General features: G+C 73.4%; 20 protein-coding genes. 14 read left to right on the top strand and 6 right to left on the bottom strand.

The window, feature by feature from the left end; all coding sequences use genetic code 11:
• Positions 1-160 precede the first annotated feature (160 nt).
• The 8 genes from KSK32_RS08120 to KSK32_RS08085 all read left to right on the top strand — a co-directional run bounded on the left by KSK32_RS08120 (position 161) and on the right by KSK32_RS08085 (position 6,379).
• On the top strand, positions 161-328 hold the full coding sequence (locus tag KSK32_RS08120) for a hypothetical protein (RefSeq protein WP_289256516.1): 168 nt from the start codon (positions 161-163) through the stop codon (positions 326-328).
• Positions 325-570 (top strand): hypothetical protein, encoded by a 246-nt coding sequence (locus KSK32_RS08115; protein WP_216929978.1) that lies wholly within the window; start codon positions 325-327, stop codon positions 568-570. The genes KSK32_RS08120 and KSK32_RS08115 overlap by 4 nt, the downstream gene beginning before the upstream one ends.
• Before the next feature lie 216 nt (positions 571-786).
• A complete protein-coding gene (locus KSK32_RS08110) occupies positions 787-1,989 on the top strand; it encodes a substrate-binding domain-containing protein (RefSeq protein WP_216929976.1) in 1,203 nt (400 codons plus the stop codon).
• 3 nt (positions 1,990-1,992) lie between these two features.
• Positions 1,993-2,736: an ABC transporter ATP-binding protein gene (locus KSK32_RS08105; RefSeq protein WP_013288706.1), complete on the top strand. Its 744-nt coding sequence runs from the start codon at positions 1,993-1,995 to the stop codon at positions 2,734-2,736.
• A gap of 56 nt (positions 2,737-2,792) precedes the next feature.
• Positions 2,793-3,521, top strand: coding sequence for an ABC transporter ATP-binding protein (locus tag KSK32_RS08100; RefSeq protein WP_216929974.1), 729 nt, complete (start codon positions 2,793-2,795; stop codon positions 3,519-3,521).
• Positions 3,518-4,408, top strand: a complete 891-nt coding sequence (locus tag KSK32_RS08095; protein WP_030502917.1) for a branched-chain amino acid ABC transporter permease — start codon at positions 3,518-3,520, stop codon at positions 4,406-4,408. Before KSK32_RS08100 ends, KSK32_RS08095 begins: the two co-directional genes overlap by 4 nt.
• Complete coding sequence (locus KSK32_RS08090) at positions 4,405-5,514, top strand: branched-chain amino acid ABC transporter permease (protein ID WP_216929973.1); 1,110 nt, start codon at positions 4,405-4,407, stop codon at positions 5,512-5,514. Before KSK32_RS08095 ends, KSK32_RS08090 begins: the two co-directional genes overlap by 4 nt.
• A 112-nt stretch (positions 5,515-5,626) precedes the next feature.
• A complete protein-coding gene (locus KSK32_RS08085; RefSeq protein WP_216929971.1) occupies positions 5,627-6,379 on the top strand; it encodes an SDR family NAD(P)-dependent oxidoreductase in 753 nt (250 codons plus the stop codon).
• A 57-nt stretch (positions 6,380-6,436) separates the two neighbouring features.
• Here the strand turns inward: KSK32_RS08085 and KSK32_RS08080 are convergent, their stop codons facing one another.
• The gene (locus KSK32_RS08080; protein ID WP_216929969.1) at positions 6,437-7,261 is read right to left on the bottom strand and encodes a hypothetical protein; all 825 of its coding nucleotides are present in this window, start codon (positions 7,259-7,261) and stop codon (positions 6,437-6,439) included.
• A 141-nt stretch (positions 7,262-7,402) separates the two neighbouring features.
• On the opposite strand from KSK32_RS08080, the gene KSK32_RS08075 reads away from it, so the two are divergent.
• From KSK32_RS08075 to KSK32_RS08060, 4 genes are all read left to right on the top strand, one after another.
• The gene (locus KSK32_RS08075; RefSeq protein WP_216929967.1) at positions 7,403-9,187 is read left to right on the top strand and encodes a BTAD domain-containing putative transcriptional regulator; all 1,785 of its coding nucleotides are present in this window, start codon (positions 7,403-7,405) and stop codon (positions 9,185-9,187) included.
• Positions 9,123-11,243: a RecQ family ATP-dependent DNA helicase gene (locus KSK32_RS08070; RefSeq protein WP_216929965.1), complete on the top strand. Its 2,121-nt coding sequence runs from the start codon at positions 9,123-9,125 to the stop codon at positions 11,241-11,243. Before KSK32_RS08075 ends, KSK32_RS08070 begins: the two co-directional genes overlap by 65 nt.
• A 176-nt stretch (positions 11,244-11,419) precedes the next feature.
• Complete coding sequence (locus tag KSK32_RS08065; RefSeq protein ID WP_216929963.1) at positions 11,420-11,650, top strand: heavy-metal-associated domain-containing protein; 231 nt, start codon at positions 11,420-11,422, stop codon at positions 11,648-11,650.
• Positions 11,643-12,692 (top strand): hypothetical protein, encoded by a 1,050-nt coding sequence (locus KSK32_RS08060; protein ID WP_216929961.1) that lies wholly within the window; start codon positions 11,643-11,645, stop codon positions 12,690-12,692. The genes KSK32_RS08065 and KSK32_RS08060 overlap by 8 nt, the downstream gene beginning before the upstream one ends.
• Before the next feature lie 47 nt (positions 12,693-12,739).
• On the opposite strand, the gene KSK32_RS08055 is transcribed toward KSK32_RS08060, so the two are convergent.
• On the bottom strand, positions 12,740-13,159 hold the full coding sequence (locus KSK32_RS08055) for a helix-turn-helix transcriptional regulator (RefSeq protein WP_026268433.1): 420 nt from the start codon (positions 13,157-13,159) through the stop codon (positions 12,740-12,742).
• 193 nt (positions 13,160-13,352) lie between these two features.
• Between KSK32_RS08055 and KSK32_RS08050 the strand changes: the two genes are divergently transcribed.
• Entirely contained in the window at positions 13,353-13,784 is a 432-nt protein-coding gene (locus KSK32_RS08050) for a hypothetical protein (RefSeq protein ID WP_216929959.1), read from the top strand.
• An 11-nt stretch (positions 13,785-13,795) separates the two neighbouring features.
• Here KSK32_RS08050 and KSK32_RS08045 read toward each other — a convergent pair whose 3' ends face one another.
• Together KSK32_RS08045 and KSK32_RS08040 are read right to left on the bottom strand one after the other, a co-directional pair.
• A complete protein-coding gene (locus KSK32_RS08045) occupies positions 13,796-14,944 on the bottom strand; it encodes an SAM-dependent methyltransferase (RefSeq protein ID WP_216929958.1) in 1,149 nt (382 codons plus the stop codon).
• A gap of 159 nt (positions 14,945-15,103) precedes the next feature.
• Entirely contained in the window at positions 15,104-16,759 is a 1,656-nt protein-coding gene (locus KSK32_RS08040) for a DEAD/DEAH box helicase (RefSeq protein ID WP_216929956.1), read from the bottom strand.
• 282 nt (positions 16,760-17,041) lie between these two features.
• Here KSK32_RS08040 and KSK32_RS08035 point away from each other — a divergent pair, with 282 nt between their 5' ends.
• On the top strand, positions 17,042-17,695 hold the full coding sequence (locus KSK32_RS08035; RefSeq protein ID WP_216929954.1) for a ferritin-like fold-containing protein: 654 nt from the start codon (positions 17,042-17,044) through the stop codon (positions 17,693-17,695).
• Positions 17,696-17,740: 45 nt separating this feature from the next.
• Here KSK32_RS08035 and KSK32_RS08030 read toward each other — a convergent pair whose 3' ends face one another.
• Together KSK32_RS08030 and KSK32_RS08025 are read right to left on the bottom strand one after the other, a co-directional pair.
• The gene (locus tag KSK32_RS08030; protein WP_013288692.1) at positions 17,741-17,968 is read right to left on the bottom strand and encodes a DUF3107 domain-containing protein; all 228 of its coding nucleotides are present in this window, start codon (positions 17,966-17,968) and stop codon (positions 17,741-17,743) included.
• 65 nt (positions 17,969-18,033) lie between these two features.
• Positions 18,034-18,672, bottom strand: coding sequence for a TetR/AcrR family transcriptional regulator (locus KSK32_RS08025; protein ID WP_216929952.1), 639 nt, complete (start codon positions 18,670-18,672; stop codon positions 18,034-18,036).
• Positions 18,673-18,720: the final 48 nt, after the last annotated feature.

Below are 18,720 nucleotides of genomic sequence, written 5' to 3'. Positions count from 1 at the left end.
CACGGCTCGGTGAGGAGGATCGGCGTGCGCAACGTGCTCAACCTGTTCCAGTCTCCCGCGGCGAAACCGCCCCGGGAGACTGCCGAGCCAGGGCTGGTACCGCTCGGATTCGTGCCGCCCGCTGAGCGTCGGGCAGATCCGCGAGCGGCGGTTCCGGACCGTGCGGCACGGGCTCGACCCGGCGGAGGTGCACGCCTTCCTCTATCGGGTGGCGGGTGACCTGGCGCTGGCCCGGCGTGACGCGTCCCGGCACGCCGAGGAGAACACGCGCATCAAGCAGGCGCTCAAGAGCTGGCAGTCCCAGTTCGCGCCGGGCGCGCAGCGGTGAGCCGGGAGCGGTTCGTCGTACACCTGCCGGTGCTCGCGGCCGACCTCGACGGCGCGCGGGGGTTCGCGCGGGCCATCTGCCGGGCGCTGGGGTTCCTGGCCGACGTGGAGCGCGCCGGGACGACCGTGTCGCGGGAGGACGAGCAGTCCGTACGCCACTGGGTCTGGTGCGACCGGCTGCGCGACGGTGGCCGGCGGTGCGCGCGGGCGGCCGACCACGACGGGGACTGCGGCGGGCGCTGACCGGCCCGCGATGGCCGGGGCCGACATTCCCGGCGGGGTGTGCGTGGCGGGGTCGGCCATCCCGGGTCGGTGCGGTTACGTGACGATGTCCGGCGCTGTAACGTGCGGCCACCCCGTCACGGGCACTTGTGTGCGTCGGCCACATAGCCCGTGGGTGACGTCACTTCTAGCGTGAGCCGACAACTGACATTCCCCCTGTCCTCACCTGGAGTCGCAATGACGATCCGGCACACGCGACGGGTGTTCCTTACCGCCGCCACCTCGGTGGCGGTCGCTCTGGCCGCCACGGCCTGTGGCAGCCCGCAGGACACCGCATCCGGCGGCGGCGACGCCGCCCCGGTCAAGGTCGGTCTGGTCTACTCGCAGTCCGGCCCGCTCGCCAGCTACGGCAAGCAGTACATCGAGGGTTTCAAGGCGGGCCTCGACTTCGCCACCAAGGGCACCGGCAAGGTCGGTGACCGCACGATCGAGGTGACCGAGGCCGACGACGCGGGCGACCCGGCCAAGGCCGTGTCCGCCGCGAAGGATCTGATCGGCAAGGGCACGAAGATCATCGCTGGGTCCACCTCCTCCGGGGTGGCGCTCCAGGTGGCGCCGATCGCCGCGCAGAACAAGGTGCTGTTCATCTCCGGCCCGGCCGCCACGGACGCGGTGACCGGCGCCAACAAGTACACGTTCCGCTCCGGCCGGCAGTCGTGGCAGGACGTGGTGACCGCCCGGTCGTTCATCGGTGACGCGGCCGGCAAGAAGGTCGTGGTGTTCGCGCAGGACGGCGCGTTCGGTGATGCCAACGAGGCCGCCGTCAAGGCCGTGATCGGCGGCGCGGGCGCGAACGTGAGCAGCGTCCGGGCCCCGGCCAGCGCCACCGAGTTCACGCCGTTCGCCAGCCAGATCAAGGCCGCCAAGCCAGACCTGCTCTTCGTCGCCTGGGCCGGCACCACGGCCGGCGCCATGTGGCAGACGCTCGACCAGCAGGGCGTCCTCGCCTCCACCACCGTGGTCACCGGCCTGGACATCCGTGCCTCGTGGCCGACGTTCGGCGCCGCCGGCAGCAAGATCTCGTTCCTGTCGCACTACTTCGACGGGGCCAGCGACACCGAGGCCGCCAAGGCCGCGAAGGCGAAGGTGCCGGGCGGCACGCTCGACCTGTTCCACCCGGACGGGTTCGCCGCCGCGCAGATGGTCGTCCGTGCCGTGCAGGAGGGCGGCGACGACGTGGAGAAGATGGTGAAGGCGCTGGAGGGCTGGGAGTTCGAGGGCGTCAAGGGCACCATGAAGATCCGCGCGGAGGACCACGCGCTGCTACAGCCGATGTACCAGGCCAAGCTCTCCGGCAGCGGCACCACCTTCACGGCGACCGTCCAGAAGTCGCTCACCGGTGACGAGAGCGCGCCGCCGGTCGCGCAGATGAAGGGCTGACCGATGCTCGCCACCCGCGGTCTGACCTGGCGGATCGGTGAGGTCGCCATCGTCGACTCCGTCTACCTCGATCTGGCGCCCGGGGAGTTCCTCGGCGTGATCGGGCCCAACGGCGCCGGCAAGACCTCCCTGTTCAACCTGATCACCGGCCTGCGCCGGCCCACCGAGGGCACGGTCCTGCTGGACGGCGCGGACATCACCGCGCTTCCGCCGCACCGGCGCGCCCGGCTCGGACTGGGGCGTACCTTCCAGGCGTCCTCGGTCTTCGGCTCGCTGAGCGTGCGGGAGAACGTCCGGCTCGCCGTACAGGCACACCGGGGTGGCTCGATGAAACTGTGGCGGCGGGCGGCGGCCGACCGGGAGGTGGCCGCCGCCGCCGACGCGGCGCTCGACCGGGTCGGCCTGCACCACAGGGGTACGGCGCTCGCCGGCACCCTGGCCCACGGCGAGAAGCGCAAGCTGGAGATCGCGCTGCTGCTCGCCGGGGAGCCCCGGGTGATGCTGCTCGACGAGCCGATGGCCGGGGTGAGCGCCGAGGACGTGCCCGAACTGGTCAGCGTGATCAAGTCGTTGACCGGCGACAGCGGCCGGGCGGTGCTCATGGTGGAACACCACATGGACGTGATCCTGGAGCTGGCCGACCGGATCGCCGTGATGCACCACGGCGCGCTGCTGGCATGCGACACCCCGGACACGGTGATGGCGAACGCCACCGTGCAGGAGGCGTACCTGGGGGAGGCCCTGTGAGCGGGAGGAGTGAGCCGGGTCTGCGAGCCCCGCAGTCGCGAACGAAAGGCGGCGCTGTGACCGAACCTGTCCTGTCCGTGGCGGACCTGTCCGTGCGGATCGCCGGACTGCACATCCTCCAGGGCGTGTCGTTCGAGGTCGCGCCTACCGGCGTCACGGTGCTGCTCGGACGCAACGGCGTCGGCAAGACCACCACGCTGCGCGCGATCGTCGGGCTGACGCCGCGCGGCGGCGAGGTGCGCGGCAGCGTACGCATGGGTGCCCGGAGCCTGCTCGCGCGCCCCACCCACCGGCTGGTCCGCGACGGCCTCGGCTACGTGCCGGAGGACCGCTGCGTGTTCGCCGCGCTCACCGTCGCGGAGAACCTGCGGCTGGCCGAACGGCGGGGCGTCACACCCGCGTACGACAAGGTCTTCGCTCTCTTCCCGGAGCTGGAACGGCGCGGACGGCAACGGGCCGGCTCGCTGTCCGGCGGGCAGCAGCAGATGCTCGCGATCGGCCGGGTGCTGCTGAACGACAACCGGCTGCTGCTGGTCGACGAGCCGACGAAAGGGCTGGCGCCGAAGGTGGTGACCGAGGTGGCCGAGGTGCTGGAACGGGTGGCGGAATCCGTGCCGGTGCTGCTGGTCGAGCAGAACCTGGCGGTGGTACGGCGACTGGCGGCCGACGCGGTGGTGCTCTCCGCCGGGAAGGTCGCCTGGACCGGCGAGGCCCGCGAACTGCTGCTGGAGACCGCGCTGACGAAGTCGCTGCTCGGTGTGGGTTCGGCGGAGGTGCACTCATGAACACGGTGGTCCTGCTGACGCTGACCGGACTGGGCCTGGCGGCGCTCTACTTCCTCGTGGCCTCCGGCCTCTCCCTGGTCTTCGGCCTCGCCGACGTGCTCAACTTCGCGCACGGGCTGTTCCTCGGAGTGGGCGCGTACGCGACGTGGTGGGCCTCGGGCAACCTGCCCGGCGCCGGGCCGGACGGGTTCGGCTTCGTGCTGGCCGTCGTCTTCGGTGTGCTGGCCGGTTCACTCGTCGCGGTGCTCGTGGAGCTGGTGCTGATCCGGCCGCTCTACTCCCGCACCATCGAGCAGGTGCTCGTCACCGTCGGCCTGTCGCTGGCCGGGGTGGCGCTGCTCCAGGCCACCTGGGGCGCTGATCCGCGACCGTTCCCGCGCCCGGACTGGAGCCGGGACGTGACGTCGGTGCTCGGCGCCCAGGTGCCGAACGCCGGGCTGCTGCTGATCGTCGCCGCCGCTGTGGTGCTCGGCGCGCTGCTGGCGTTCCTGCGCTGGACCCGGTACGGCCTGATCATCCGGGCCGGGGTGGAGAACCGGGAGATGGTGACAGCGCTCGGCATCGACGTGCGCAAGGCGTTCACGCTGGTCTTCGCGATCGGCGGGGCCGCCGCCGCGCTGGCCGGCGCGCTCGGCGGCGTCTACTTCGGCACCGTCTCGCCGGGGCAGGGCGGCTCGCTGCTGATCTTCGCCTTCATCGTGGTGGTGATCGGCGGGATGGGCTCGGTGGTCGGGTCCGCGTACGCGGCGGTCGCGGTGGGGCTGCTGCAACAGTTCGTCAACTACTACGGCACGTCCGGGCTGGGCGACCTGTGCGTGGTCGGTCTGCTCGCCGTGGTGCTGCTGCTGCGTCCGCAGGGCCTGGCCGGAAAGGTGGCTCACGCATGACCAACTCGGTGGTCGACGCGCCTCCGGCGCAGGTGCCCGACGAACTGAACCCCGGGCGTTCCCGCTGGCACGGACTGCGCCCGTACCTGCCGCTGGTCGCGCTGGTGGTGGCGGCGATCCTGCCGTACTCCAAGCTGAACCTGCCGGGGATCTTCGAGGGACCGCTGAACTCGCCCGGCACGCTGCAACTGCTCGCCATCTGCCTGGTCTTCGGCGGGCTCGCGGCCGGATACGACCTGCTGTTCGGGCGTACCGGAATGCTCTCCTTCGGCCACGCCCTCTACTTCGCCGCCGGGGTGTACGGCACCGACATCCTGGTCACCAAGGCCGGGTTGCCGCTGTGGCAGGCCGCCGTGCTGACGGTGGTCGGCGGGACCACGCTCGCCGCGCTGCTCGGCGCGGTGGCACTGCGTACGGTGGGCATCGCGTTCGCCATGGTGACGCTGGCGTTCGCGCAGGTCGGGGCGATCCTGGTGGCCCGCGACTTCGGTGGCCTCACCGGCGGTGAGGAGGGCTTGCCGCTGGACGTGTCAGGGCTGCCGCCGGCGTTGGTGGGCGTCACCAACACGGTGAACCTGTACTGGCTGGCGCTGGCGTACCTGGCGATCGTGGTCCTGGTCGTGCACCGGGTCAGCGCCTCGCCGACCGGGCGGGTGCTGGCCGGACTGCGTGACGACGAGCGGCGGATCGGGGTGCTCGGGCTCGACCCGTACCGGTTCAAGCTCGTCGCGTTCACGCTCGCCGGTGGTCTCGCGTCGGCCGGCGGCGTGGTGTACGTGCTGATCGTCGGCGGCGCCAGCCCGCACATCACCTCGTCGGAGCTGACGCTGTCGTTGCTGGTCATGGTGGTGCTCGGCGGCCCGGGTACGCGGTGGGGGCCGGTGCTGGGCGGCATCCTCTACATGTACCTGGACCACCGGCTCACCGCGTTCGGCAGCAGCGAGGCGGTGGACAGCCTGCCCGCGTTCCTCAGCCACCCGCTGAGCCAGCCGTTGTTCGTCCTGGGCACGGTGTTCATCCTGGCCGTCTACTTCTTCCCCGGCGGCCTGGCCAGCCTGCGCTCCCGCCTGACCCCGGTCCTGACCGCCCTCCGCCGCCCCCGCTGACCTGCCCTCGCCCCTCTCCTCACCCCGTTGATCAAGGGGTTTGTGTCCTGATTCCGCGGATAGGATGACGCAAACTCCTTGATCAACGGGGAGAACGGGGAGAGGAGACGTCATGGGGAAGCTGCGGCGGCTGGCTGTGGTCAGTGGGGGTGGGACCGGGATCGGGGCCTCCGTCGCCCACGGGCTCGTGACCGACGGGTTCGACGTGCTCGTCGTGGGGCGGCGGGGCGACGTGCTCGAATCGACGGCACGGCGGATCTGTGACGAGAGCGGGCGGGACGGGGCGGTCACGGCTGTCGTCGCCGACCTGACCGACCCGGCGCAGGTCGGAGCGGTGGTGGACGCGGTCGGGGATCGTGCCGTGGACGCCGTTGTCAACAACGCCGGCGGCTATCTCGGCGGATCGACCGATTCGCTCGCCGATGTGGCGGACTGGTGGCGGGCCAATCTGGACGCCAATGTCCTGACCGCCGTCCTGCTCACCGAGGCGCTGCTACCGGCCCTGCGCCGCCCCGGCGGCCGGGTGGTCCTGCTCAGCTCGATCGCCGCGCAGCGCGGTGGCGGCGGGCCGTACTCGGCCGCCAAGGCCGCGCTGCACGGCTGGGCGTACGACCTCGCCGCCCAGCTCGGACCGGAACAGATCACCGTGAACGTGGTCAGCCCCGGCTACGTCGCCGAGACCGAGTTCTTCGGCGACCGGATGACGCCGGAGGGGCACGCCAAGCGGGTCGCCGCCACGCTCGTCGGCCGGGCCGGTGTGCCGGACGACATCGCGGCGGCGGTGCGCTACCTGGTCGGCCCGTCCGCCGGGTACGTCACCGGTCAGGTGCTCGGCGTCAACGGCGGCTCCGTGCTCGGTCGCTGACACGCGGAAGGGCGGCGGCCCCCCGTGTGGCCGCCGCCCCTCGCGCGTCCGTCGTGGTCAGCCGTTGAGCATCTCGTACGCCGACGCCGGCGCCTTCTGCACCTGCGCGCCCGTCGGCGCGCTGATCTTCGGCGCCTTACCGAAGTCGTAGTACTTGGCGACCAGCTTCATCGCCTTCTGCTTGCCCGCGGCCGGCACGTCCAGGGTCAGCGACGTGAGGTTCCCGTCCGGCCCGACCACTGCCGTGAACGGCACCTTCTTCGCGGCGTCACCCAGCGCGTCCACGTCCACGCTGCTGAAGTTGCTGCGGATGTCGGCGTTCGCGGTCAGGTCGGCGAACCCGCCGTACGTGCCGTCGCCCCGGTCCTCGACCGTCTCCGCGGTCCGGATGACAGCTGCCGTGTTGACCGGATCCGCGTTCTGGTAGACCGGCACCTCCGCGGCGTCGGCGAGCTTCGTGCGGTCCAGGAGCATCCAGCGCTTCGGCAGCTTCATCATGTCCTGGAGACCGGGCATGCCGGTGATCTTGACCCGCACCCAGATGTCGTCCTCGATCACGCGGAAGGTCATCCCCATGGTGAACTCGGGGTCCTGACTCTTCTCCGACACGGTCAACTCGAGGCCGCGCGTCGCCGGGTCGACGACCCCGTCGAACTTGTCCGCGCCCTCGATCGTGGAGAACCGGAAGGCCGGGTCCTTCTCGTCCGGCACGGCGGCCAGCAGCGTGGCCTTCGGGTCGGGCGACGGGCTGGGCGCCGCTGCGGTGCCCTCGGAGGCGTCCCCGGTCCCGCACCCGGCGGACAGGACGGTGGTGGCCAGCACGGCCGTCGCGAGGGCCGCGATCCGCCGGAGGCCCGCGGCAGAACCGATTCGCTGCGTCATGGTGTTCGACTCGCTTTCCCAGGTGATTGTTGCCGGGGAAGTATCGCCAGCCGTCACGGCGCTCCCGCTGCCGTTATGCTGCCGTCCGACTGCCGTCGGCCACAGTGGGCGGGGGCAGTCGGTACGGGGGCGGAAACTCGCATGTCAGAGGCGCTGCGCTTCGAACTCCTCGGCCCGCAGCGGGCCTGGTACGCCGGCCGACCACTCGATCTGGGCCCGGCCAAGCAGCGGGCCGTGCTGGCCGTGCTGCTGCTCGCCGCGGGCCGTCCCGTGCCGACCGGGCAGATCGTCGAGGCGGTCTGGCCGGACGAGGCGCCGGTGAACGGCCTCAACGTGGTGCAGAAGCACGTGGCCGGTCTGCGCCGGATGCTGGAACCCGACCGCTCGCCGCGCACGCCGGCCCGGGTGCTCACCCTCACCGACGCGGGCTATCTGCTGCGCGTTCCGCCCGAGGCGGTGGACGTGGCGCGCTTCGAGCGCGGCGTGCAGCGGGCGCGGGCGGCACAGGCGGCCGGGCGTACGGAGGAGGCGCTCGCCGAGGTGAGCGCCGCACTGGAGCTGTGGCAGGGGGAGCCGTTCACCGGGTTCGGCGGCACGTACTTCGAGACGGCCCGGCACCGCCTCGTGGAGATGCGGGCGGTCGCGCTGGAGACGCGTACCGAGCTCCAGCTGGCCGGCGGCCGGCACGGCGAGCTGGTCGGCCGGCTGGTCGAGCTGGTCGCCGAGTTCCCGGTCCGGGAACGGCTGCGGCACCAGCTCATGCTGGCGCTGCACCGCAGCGGACGGCAGGCCGAGGCGCTGGCCGCCTATCGCGACTACGCCGGGCTGCTCCGGGACGAGTACGGCATCGAGCCGGGCGGGGCGCTCCAGGATCTGCACCGGCGCATCCTGCGCGCCGACTCGGACCTCCTGCTGCCGACGGTCGAACCGGGTCTGCACGGGGTGCCGACGGCCCGAACCGGGCCTCCGCCGCTCCCGGTGCCCCCGCCGGTGCCCGCCCAGCCGCCGACCCCGGTTCAGCCGCCGGTGCCGGTGCAGCCGTCAGCAGCGGTCCGGCCCGAGCACGCGGCCCCGGCCGACCGGGCGGGGCCGGTGGTGGCGCCGGCCTGGGGACCGCCCCCGCCCCCGCCCGCGGCCCCGCCGGCGGCCACGCCCCCCGGCCGGGTGCCCGGCTGGCTCAGTGTCGGCGCCACCGTGGCGAGCGTGCTCACCGCCCTGTTGTCGTTGGGCCTGCTCACCTGGGTGGTGGTCCTGGTGTACGGGATCTGGCGCCGGAGCCTGGCCACCATCCTCGCGGCGGTCTACTACCTGGGCGTTGCCGTCGGGTTCGTGGTGGTGTTCAGCGTCGAGCAGGAGCCGGACGAGTTCAGCGGCCCCGAGGACGCGATCGCCTTCGTCTGGCTGTTCAGCTGGCTGATCGGCGTCCTGCACGTGGTGCTGCTCAACGGGCGGCTGATGGCGTGGCTGCGGGGCATCCGACAGCACCGGCCGCACGTGGCCGGCAGCAGACTGCGCCGGGAGCACGCCCGCTACCTGCTCTACCACTACCCGTCCGCGCGGGGCGAGCTGCGCATCGGCCGCCCGGACCTGCCCCGCGCGTACGACGACGGCGGCCTGGTCGACGTCAACTCGGTGGCGGACCGGACGATCCTCGGGCTGCCGGGGCTGAACCCGGCCCAGGCGCAACACATGGTGCTTGACCGCCGGTCGCACGGCCCGTACACGTCGATGGAGGAGCTGGCGGCGCGGTGTCTGCTGCCGCCGCCGGTGACGGACCCGCTGCGCGACGTCCTCCTCTTCCTGCCGCCCGAGCCGTCGCCCGGCCCGCCGGTCGCCCCGTCGTCCCTGGTAGAAATGCCGGATGAGCCAGGATCGGATGGCCGTCCGGGAGCGCGCCGAGGCGGTGCTGCGGCGGCTGGCGGGTGACCACGCCCGGCTGCGCGAGGACCAGTGGCGGGCCATCGAGGCGCTCGTGGTCGACCGGCGCCGGGTGCTCTGCGTGCAGCGCACCGGCTGGGGCAAGTCGGCCGTCTACTTCGTGGCCACCGCGCTGCTGCGCGAGGACGGTCGGCACGGGCCGACCGTGATCGTCTCGCCGCTGCTGGCGCTGATGCGCAACCAGGTCGAGTCCGCCGCCCGCGCCGGCATCCGGGCGCGCACCATCAACTCGGCGAACCTGGACGAGTGGGACGAGATCACCGCCGAGATCCACGCCGGTGCGGTCGACGTGCTGCTGATCAGCCCGGAGCGCCTGAACAACCCCGACTTCCGCGACGGGGTGCTGCCGAAACTCGCCGCCACCACCGGGCTGCTCGTGGTCGACGAGGCGCACTGCGTCTCCGACTGGGGGCACGACTTCCGCCCCGACTACCGGCGGCTGCGCACGTTCCTGGCCAACCTGCCCGAGCGCACGCCCGTGCTGGCCACCACCGCCACCGCCAACGCCCGGGTCACGCAGGACGTGGCCGAGCAGCTCGGCGACGCACTTGTGCTGCGGGGCACCCTGGACCGGGAGTCGCTGCGCCTCGGCGTACTCGATCTGCCGAGCCCGGCCCACCGCCTGGCCTGGCTGGCCGACCACCTGGACCGGCTCCCCGGTTCGGGGATCGTCTACACGCTCACCGTGGCGGCGGCCACCGAGACGGCCGACTTCCTGCGCGGCCGGGGCTGGTCCGTGGCGTCGTACACCGGCCAGGCCGAGGACGCCGACCGGCGGGCCGCCGAGCAGGACCTGCTGGACAACAAGATCAAGGCGCTGGTCGCCACGAGCGCGCTCGGCATGGGCTTCGACAAGCCCGACCTGGGCTTCGTCGTGCACCTGGGCGCGCCGCCCTCGCCGATCGCCTACTACCAGCAGGTCGGCCGCGCGGGCCGGGCCGTCGAGCACGCCGAGGTGCTGCTGCTGCCCGGCGTCGAGGACGCGGCGATCTGGCGGTACTTCGCCTCGCTCGCCTTCCCGCCCGAGGAACAGGTCCGCGCCGTGCTCGCCGCGCTGGACACCGACCGGCCGATCTCCACCCAGGCCCTCGAACCGGTGGTCGACCTGCGCCGGACCCGGCTGGAGCTGATGCTCAAGGTGCTCGACGTGGACGGCGCGGTCCGCCGGGTGCGCGGCGGCTGGCTCGCCACCGGCGAGCCGTGGGTCTACGACGAGGCCCGGTTGCGGCGCGTCGCCGACGCGCGCGCCGCCGAGCAGCGGGCCATGCGCGAGTACGCCTCGACGTCCGGCTGCCGGATGCGCTACCTGCGCGAAGGGCTGGACGACACGGGGGCGCAGGACTGCGGGCGGTGCGACAACTGCGCCGGCCCGCTGTTCGACGCCGCCGTCTCCGATCAGGCGCTGACCGCCGCGCAGACGTTCCTCGGGCGTCCCGGCGTGCCGATCCCGCCGAAGAAGCTCTGGCCGACCGGGTTGGAGGCGGTCGGCGTACCCCTGAAGGGCCGTATCCCCCCGGCGGAGCAGGCGCTGGCCGGCCGGGCCGTGGGGCGCCTGTCCGACCTGGGGTGGGGTGGGCGGCTGCGCGGGCTGGTCGGGCCGGAGGCGCCGGACGGCCCGGTGCCCGACGACGTGGTGGCGGCCGTGGTCGAGGTGCTGAAGGCGTGGGCGCACGGCGACGACCCGTGGCCCCGGCGGCCGGCGGGTGTGGTCGCGGTCGGCTCCCGGACGCGACCGCTGCTGGTCGGCTCGCTGGCCGAGCGGATCGCCGCCGTGGGCCGGCTGCCGCTGCTGGGCCAGGTCGTCCCGGCCGGTCCGTCCGGCGGTGGCGGGCCGCGCGGAAACAGCGCCCAGCGGGTACGCGCGCTGCACGACGCCTTCCGCCTGCCGGACGAGCTGGCCGGTGCGCTGGCGGGGCTGGACGGTCCGGTGCTGCTGGTGGACGACCTGGTCGACTCGGGCTGGACGATGGGCATGGTGGCGCGGCTGCTGCGGCGGGCCGGCGCGCCGGACGTGCTGCCGCTGGCGCTCGCGGTGGCCGGCTGACCCGTCCCCGGGGCCGGGCGACCGGTTCCCGGCGTGGTCTCGGTCGCCGCGGGAGCTCCCGCGTGCGTCGAGGGTTCGGCGTGCGCGGAAAGTTCCCGGGCCGGGCGGAATGCGAGCGTCACCACCGTCGGCGGACCGTCGTCGGGCCGGGACCCGGGCGGCGGTACCGTGGGGTCATGACCGAGCAGCGACCCGTCGTCCAGACGTACACCGTGACCGGGATGACCTGCGAACACTGCGTCAAGGCGGTGACCGGGGAGCTGTCCGCGCTGCCTGGTGTCGACGAGGTCCGGATCGATCTGACGAGCGGCACCGCCACTGTCACCAGCGCGGCGCCGCTGTCCGACGAGTCCGTGCGTGCCGCAGTGGACGAGGCGGGTTACGAGCTGGTCGGCGGCGGTGCCTGAATCGTCGTCAGTCACATCCGGCACCGGCGTCGTTCCCGACGACGCCGGGGCCGGCTCCGACGCTTTCGCGGCGCGGTCCGGGACCGGCGCGGCCGGCTCGGCCGGTCCCGTCGCGGTGGACCGGGAGACGTTGCGGCTGGCCCTGGTGGTGGGCGGCCTGGTGCTCGCCGTCCTGCTCGGCTTCGGCCTCGGGCGGATGAACACGGCGCCCGGCCCGGTCCGGCCCGCGACGGCCGGCGGGGCCGCCACGGGCGGCGCCGACGGCGGCGTGCACGCCCACGCACCGGGGACCGGCGTGCACACGCACGACGGCGCCACAGTCACCCAGGGCGGCGGCGACGGCGCGACCGGACTGTCGATCACCTCGGCCGGCTACACGCTGGTGCCGTCGACCGAGCTGGTCGCGGGCCGCGCCGGTGAGCTGCGCTTCCAGATCCGCGACGACCAGCGTCGGGCGGTCACCCGGTTCGCCGTGGTGCACGACAAGCCGATGCACGTGATCATGGTCCGGCGTGACCTCGGCGGTTACCGGCACCTGCACCCGGCGATGGCCGCCGACGGCACCTGGTCGGTGCCGATCACCGCGCCGGAGGCGGGCCCCTGGCGGATGTACGCGGACTTCACCGCGGTGGCCGACGACGGTCGCCAGGTCGCCGTGGTGCTCGGCGCCGACCTGACCGCGTCCGGCGCGTACCGGCCCGGGCCGCTGCCCGCTGCCGCCACGTCGGCCACCGTCGACGGGTTCACCGTCGGGTACGCCGGCACGCCGGAGGTGGGGAAGTCCGTGCCGCTGCGGTTCCGGGTCACCGGCGCGGACGGCGCGGCGGCGGCGCTGGAGCCGTACCTCGGGGCGTACGGCCACCTGGTGGCGTTGCGCGAGGGCGACCTCGGTTACCTGCACGTGCACCCGGAGCCGGTGCGCGACGGCGACGACGTGACGTTCTGGCTGACCGCGCCGGGGCCGGGTAGCTACCGGATGTTCCTGGACTTCCAGGTCGGCGGCGTGGTGCGGACCGCCGAGTTCACGCTGACCGTCGACTGAGTCGCGGGCCGCCGCCTGAGTCTCGCGGGCCGTCGCCGGCTGGGCGGTCAGCCGGCCCGGCGGACCGGGCGGCGGGCCAGGTAGCGGAGCAGGTCGCGGATGTGGTGCTTCTCCTCGGCGGGCACGTTCGGGTCGGCGAGCCGATCCAGGATCACCCGCACGTCGGCCTCCACCGGGCCGTCCTCGGCACCCCGGCGGCGGGGCACCGGCCCGGCGTCGGGCAGGCCCAGCGCGCGGAACGCGGCCGCCACCGGCAGGTCGAGGGCGGCGCAGAAGCCGCGGACCTTCGCGAGTTCGGGGTAGTCCTGCCAGTCTCCGGCCAGCCAGCGGAACACTGTGGAGCGGCCGACGCCGGTGTGGGTGGCGAGGTCGGTCACCGTCCAGCCACGCTCCTCGCGCGCGGCGTCGATGGCCCGGCGCACGAAGCGCGCGAAGGCCATCTGCGGTGAAACGTCTGCGGAACCCATCCCTGGCGGATCTGTCCCCTTCCTCCGGTGGCCCGGCTCGCGCATCGAGCCTAGTACGCCGGGCCGGAGAAGCAACTGACTGATCGGTCCGGAAGTCCCGTCGGCGAGACCCGGACAACAACGGAAGCGCGCTTCGGGCAATGCGCTTCGGGTAATAGGCTGAGGGAACCCTGGGAGCCGATGGAGGAGCAGCATGGCCGAGCCGGAACGTCCCGTACCGCATCGCCCCGGCGCGGTGAGCCTCTTCTTCGTGGCCAAGGCCGCGGTGTTCGCGCTCGGGTTCTGGATCTGGCTGCTGGTGCTGGCGGTACGCGGTGACGAGGCGAACGGCGTACACCTGATCGCCGCGACCGGCGCGATCTGCACCACCCTCGCCTCGGTGGTGCTCGGCGCGCGGCTCGCGTTGCAGCGCAACGCCGCCGCGCGGCACGCCGAGCTGAAGAGGCTGCTCGTCGACATCTCGTGGAACGCCTTCGCCGCCGCCGGGAACGCCGAGCAGCCCGGGAAGGTGGTGCCGTTCCCGAGCGCGTCACACGACGGCGAGCGGGCGCCGAACCGGGGCGCCGGTGAGCGGGTGCCGGTGCTGGACCGGGGCGACCGCAACCGGAGCGACCGGGGGCGGTAGACCGCCGTGGCTCAGCGCGCCTCGGTCAGCAGCGTCTCCAGCCGGGGCGTGACACCCCACTGGCCGACCAGCTCGCGATACTCGGCGCGCTGCCCGTCGGCCGGCGCACCGGCGGTCCGCCGGGCCCGGATGAGCAGGTTGCGCGGCGTGTGCTGGGAGTCGACGAACTCCACCACCTCGGCGCGGTAGCCGTGCAGGCGCAGCAGCGCGGCCCGCAGCGAGTCGGTGAGCACGTCGGCGAACCGCTCCCGCAGGATCCCCTGCCGGGTCAGCAGCTCGTACGGCGCCGGGGCCCGACCGGCGCGGAGCTGGGCGGCCAGGTCGTGGTGGCAGCAGGGCGCCGCGAGCACCCAGCGGGCGCCCCAGCGCACCGCCCGGGCCAGCGCCTCGTCGGTCGCGGTGTCGCAGGCGTGCAGCGCCAGCACCAGGTCGGGCGCCGGTTCGACTGATGCGCCGGCGATGGTGCCGGCCACGAAGCCGACCCGGTCGGCCCAGCCCAGCCGCTCGGCCAGCTCGGTGTTGCGGCGGCGCTGGTCCTCGCGCACGTCCACCCCGACGAGCGTCACGTCCAGGCCGCGCTGGACGAGGTAACGGTAGGCGGCGAAGGTCAGGTAGGCGTTGCCGCAGCCCAGGTCCACCACTCGCAGCGGGCCGGTGAGGTCGTCCGGCAGCGTCGCCGCGAGCGCGCGCAGGAACGCGTCGACCTGGCGGCGCTTGGCCGCCGAGCCGCCGATCTCCCGGAACAGGGGATCACCGGGGTCGAGCAGCCACTCCTTGGCGCGGTCGTGCCCGCCCGGCTCGGTGGCCGGACGGCTGGCCGCCGCGCGGTGCACCTGCGCCTCGCCGGACTTGGTGACCCGGAGCTGGAGCGTGGCGTCGGCGGTCTCGACGTGCCAGTTACCGAACGGTTCGGCGAGCAGTTCGTCGACTGCGGCGCCGGCCTCCGTACCGGGTGCCACGTTGCGGGTGTGCGGCCGTGATCCGTCGGAGACGGCGATCTGCAACCGGGGACCGGTCTTCAGGGTGACCGGGCGCAGCTCCGCGCGTACCACCGAGGGACGCTGCCCACGACGGCGCCCGGCGGCGACCGCGCGGGTCAGCCCTGGCGCGAGCAGCAGCGCCCGCACCTCGGCCAGCGCGGAGTCCAACGCTTCCGGCATCAGTACCTGCCTTCCTGCTTCCGCCCCGGCGATCATGAGGTTGGCGGCCGTGAGCACGGCGTGTCGCGCCGTCAACTTCATGATCGTCGCAGTTGGCGAGGGGCGGGGATGGGGACGGCCTCCGGGACCGGGGTCCGGGAGGCCGTATCCGTGTGTGCGTCAGTCGGTGGTGGTGGACTCGGCGGGTGCGCCGGTGCTGCCGCTGCGGCGACGGCGGCGGCGACGGGGCTTGGTGCTCGCGGCCTCACCCTCCGCGGCCTGCGGTGCGGCGGCGGTCTCGGCCGTGCCCTCGGTGCCGATCACCGCGGTCGGCTCACCGGCCACCGTCTCGCCGGCCCGGCGGCGACGCCGCCTACGCGGCGTACGCGGGGTCTCGTCGTCACCGGCGTCGGCCTGCCCGGCGGACGAACCGGCGGCGGGACCGGCCTCGCCGCCCCGGCGCCGGCCGCGGTCGCCGCGCTCACGGCCCCGGCTGTCGCCCCGGCGGTCGCCGCGCCGCGACCGGCCGCCACCGCCCAGGTCCTCCTCGACCTCGGCGGACAGGCCGGCGCGGGTGCGCTCGGCGGTCGGCAGCGTGCCGCTGATGTCCGTCGGGATGTCCAGGTCCGTGTAGAGGTGCGCGGAGGTGTGGTACGTCTCCGGCGGCTCGGGCATGTCCAGCCCGAGCGTCTTGTCGATGATCCGCCAGCGGGGCATGTCGTCCCAGTCGACGAACGTCACCGCGGAACCCGTGGCCCCGGCCCGGCCGGTACGGCCGATGCGGTGGGTGTAGGTGTCCTGGTCCTCGGGGCAGTCGTAGTTGATCACGTGGGTGACGCCCGTGACATCGATGCCCCGGGCGGCCACGTCGGTGGCGACCAGCGTGTCGATCTTGCCGGCCCGGAACGCCCGCAGCGCCCGCTCGCGCGCGCCCTGGCCGAGGTCACCGTGCACGGCGGCGACGGCGAAGCCGCGGAAGTCGAGATCCTCGGCGACCCGGTCGGCGGCCCGCTTGGTGCGGGTGAAGATCATGGTCAGCCCGCGGCCCTCGGCCTGGAGGATGCGCGCCACGATCTCGACCTTGTTCAGCGAGTGCGTGCGGTACGCGAGCTGCTTGGTCTGCGGCGACGGACCGGTCTCGGCGGTGTGCCCGGCGTGGATCGTCACCGGCCGGCGCAGGAAGCGCCGGGACAGCGCGACGATCGGGTCCGGCATGGTGGCCGAGAACAGCATGGTCTGCCGGTCCTCCGGCAGCATCGCCAGGATCTTCTCGACGTCGTCCAGGAAGCCCAGGTCGAGCATGCGGTCGGCCTCGTCGAGGACGAGCGCGCGGACCCGGTCGAGCCGCAGGTGCTTCTGCTTCTGCAGGTCCAGCAGGCGGCCCGGGGTGCCGACCAGGATCTCGGCGCCCTTGCGGAGCGCCTCGATCTGCGGCTCGTACGCCACGCCGCCGTAGATCGGCAGCACCCGGACACCCCGGGTACGGCCGGCGGCATCGAGGTCCTTGGCGACCTGGATGCCCAGCTCACGAGTGGGTACGACGACGAGTGCCTGCGGCACGCCGTCGCTGCCCTCGGACGGGGCGAACACGCGCTCCAGCAGCGGGATGCCGAAGCCGAGCGTCTTGCCGGTGCCGGTCGGCGCCTGCCCGATCAGGTCGACGCCGCGCAGCGCGATCGGCAGCGCGTACTCCTGGATGGCGAAGGCGCGGGTGATGCCGGCGGCGGCCAGCGCCTCGACGGTCTCCTGCCGCGCGCCGAGCGCGGCGAACGTGGGTGCCTCCGGGGGGACCGGGGCGGTGGGGGCCAGTGGCTGGCCGGAAATCTGCTCGCTCATATGGATTTGGGGGTGCCCTCTCGTGGTGCGCCCCTCAAGTCCTCAGGGCGCGATCGGTATGGCGCGGGCCACGCGGTCAGGGGCGATTTCGCCGAGCCGGACCGGGCCGCACGCGCGTCGGGGACCGGCGTTGGTCAGCAAGTGACCGATTCGGTGCCCACGGCAACTGTCTCATCGTACCTGAACGGTCCCTGAGCCGTCCCGATTCCCAGGTGGTGGCCGTGCGCGCGGGGGGTTTCCCTGTGACTTGAGTCACATACGAAGCGCCGGTAGCCTGCGCTCGTGTCCGCCCCTGAAGCTTTGCCCGACCCTGCCGCGGCCGACCTGTTCGGGCTCGTCGCCTACGGCGAACTGCTCGCGTTCGACCGCCTCGCCGCCGACGCGCGCCTCGCACCCGACCTGCGCCGCCGCGCCGCGCTCAGCGAGATGGCCGCCGCCGAGATCGCCCACTACCGGTGGCTCACCGACCGGCTCGCCGCCTGGGGCGTCACCCCGGAGGAGGCGATGGCCCCCTACGTCGAGGCGCTGCGGGCGTACCACGACTCGACCGAGCCGCGGGACTGGGCGGAGGCGGTGACGAAGGCGTACGTGGGCGACGCGATCACCGACGACTTCCTGCGCGGGATCGCCGACGGCCTGACCGGGCCGGACCGGGCCCTGCTGCTCGACGTGCTGCACGACTCCCGGTACGCCGAGTTCGCCGCCGCCGAGATCCGGGCCGCGATCGAGGCCGACCCCCGGGCGGCCGGGCGGCTGTCGATGTGGGCGCGGCGGCTGCTCGGCGAGGCGCTGTCCCAGGCGGGCCGGGTGGCCGCCGCCGACCGGGGCGCGCTCGTCGCGTTGATCGGGCGGACCGGCGGGGACGTGCCGGGGCTGCTGCGGCGGCTGACCGAGGCGCACACCGGGCGGATGACAGCCGCCGGGTTGAACAACTGAGCCGCCGTGGCGGGAGGCCCGCCACGGCGGCCGGTGCCGCGGGAATCAGCGAACGGTGAACCCGACCGCGCGGGGCGACGCCTCGGCGATCTCGACGTAGGCGACCTTGCCGACCGGCACGATCACGCGCCGGCCCTTCTCGTCGGTCAGGGAGAGCGTGCCCTCACTCTTGGCGAAGGCGTCGGTCACGATCTGCTCGATCTCGGCCGGCGACTGCGCGCTCTCCAGGACCAGCTCCCGCGGCGCGTACTGCACGCCGATCTTGACCTCCACTGTGCCTCCTCAACTGGGGCGAAAAAGCCACCGTGGGAAGGCTATCCGATCCGGCGGCCCGATGTTCAGGCTGACTCGCCTTGCAGCGGGAAGCTGGCGATGCCGCGCCACGACAGGGCCGCGACCAGCGCCTCGGCCTCCGCCTTGGGCACCTGGCGGCCGCCGGCGAGCCAGAACTGGGCGGCCGTCTCGGCGGCGCCGACCAGGCCCGAGGCGAGCAGTTCGGCGTGCGAGCGGCTGACCCCGGTGTCCGAGATGATCGTGTCGGTGATCGCCGCGATGCAGCCCTGCTCGACCCGCTCCACCCGCTGCCGCACCGCCGGGTCGTTGCGCAGGTCCGACTCGAAGACCAGCCGGAACGCCTCGCTCTCGTGGTCGACGAAGTCGAAGTACGCGCGCACCGCGGCGCCGACCCGCTCCTTGTTGTCGTTGGTGCCGCTCATCGCGTCCTGCACCTTGGCCACTATCGCGTCACAGTGCGTGTCCAGCAGCGCGAGGTAGAGCTCCATCTTCCCGGGGAAGTGTTGGTAGAGCACCGGCTTGGAGACACCGGCCCGCTCGGCGATGTCGTCCATCGCGGCGGCGTGGTAGCCCTGTGCGACGAACACCTCCTGGGCGGCGGCGAGCAGCTGCTTACGGCGCGCCGAGCGGGGCAGGCGGGTGGGCCGACCGGCGGTCTGTGCACCGTTCCCCACTGCGGTCATCGGATCCTCCGAGTATCTGCGTACGAGCCGGCACGTATCACCCGAACC

The organism is Micromonospora sp. WMMB482 (genome assembly GCF_019038635.1).
Taxonomy (GTDB): Bacteria; Actinomycetota; Actinomycetes; order Mycobacteriales; family Micromonosporaceae; genus Micromonospora; species Micromonospora marina.
The sequence above is the reverse complement of the archived record's forward strand: the minus strand, read 5'-3'. Positions and strand labels throughout refer to the sequence as shown.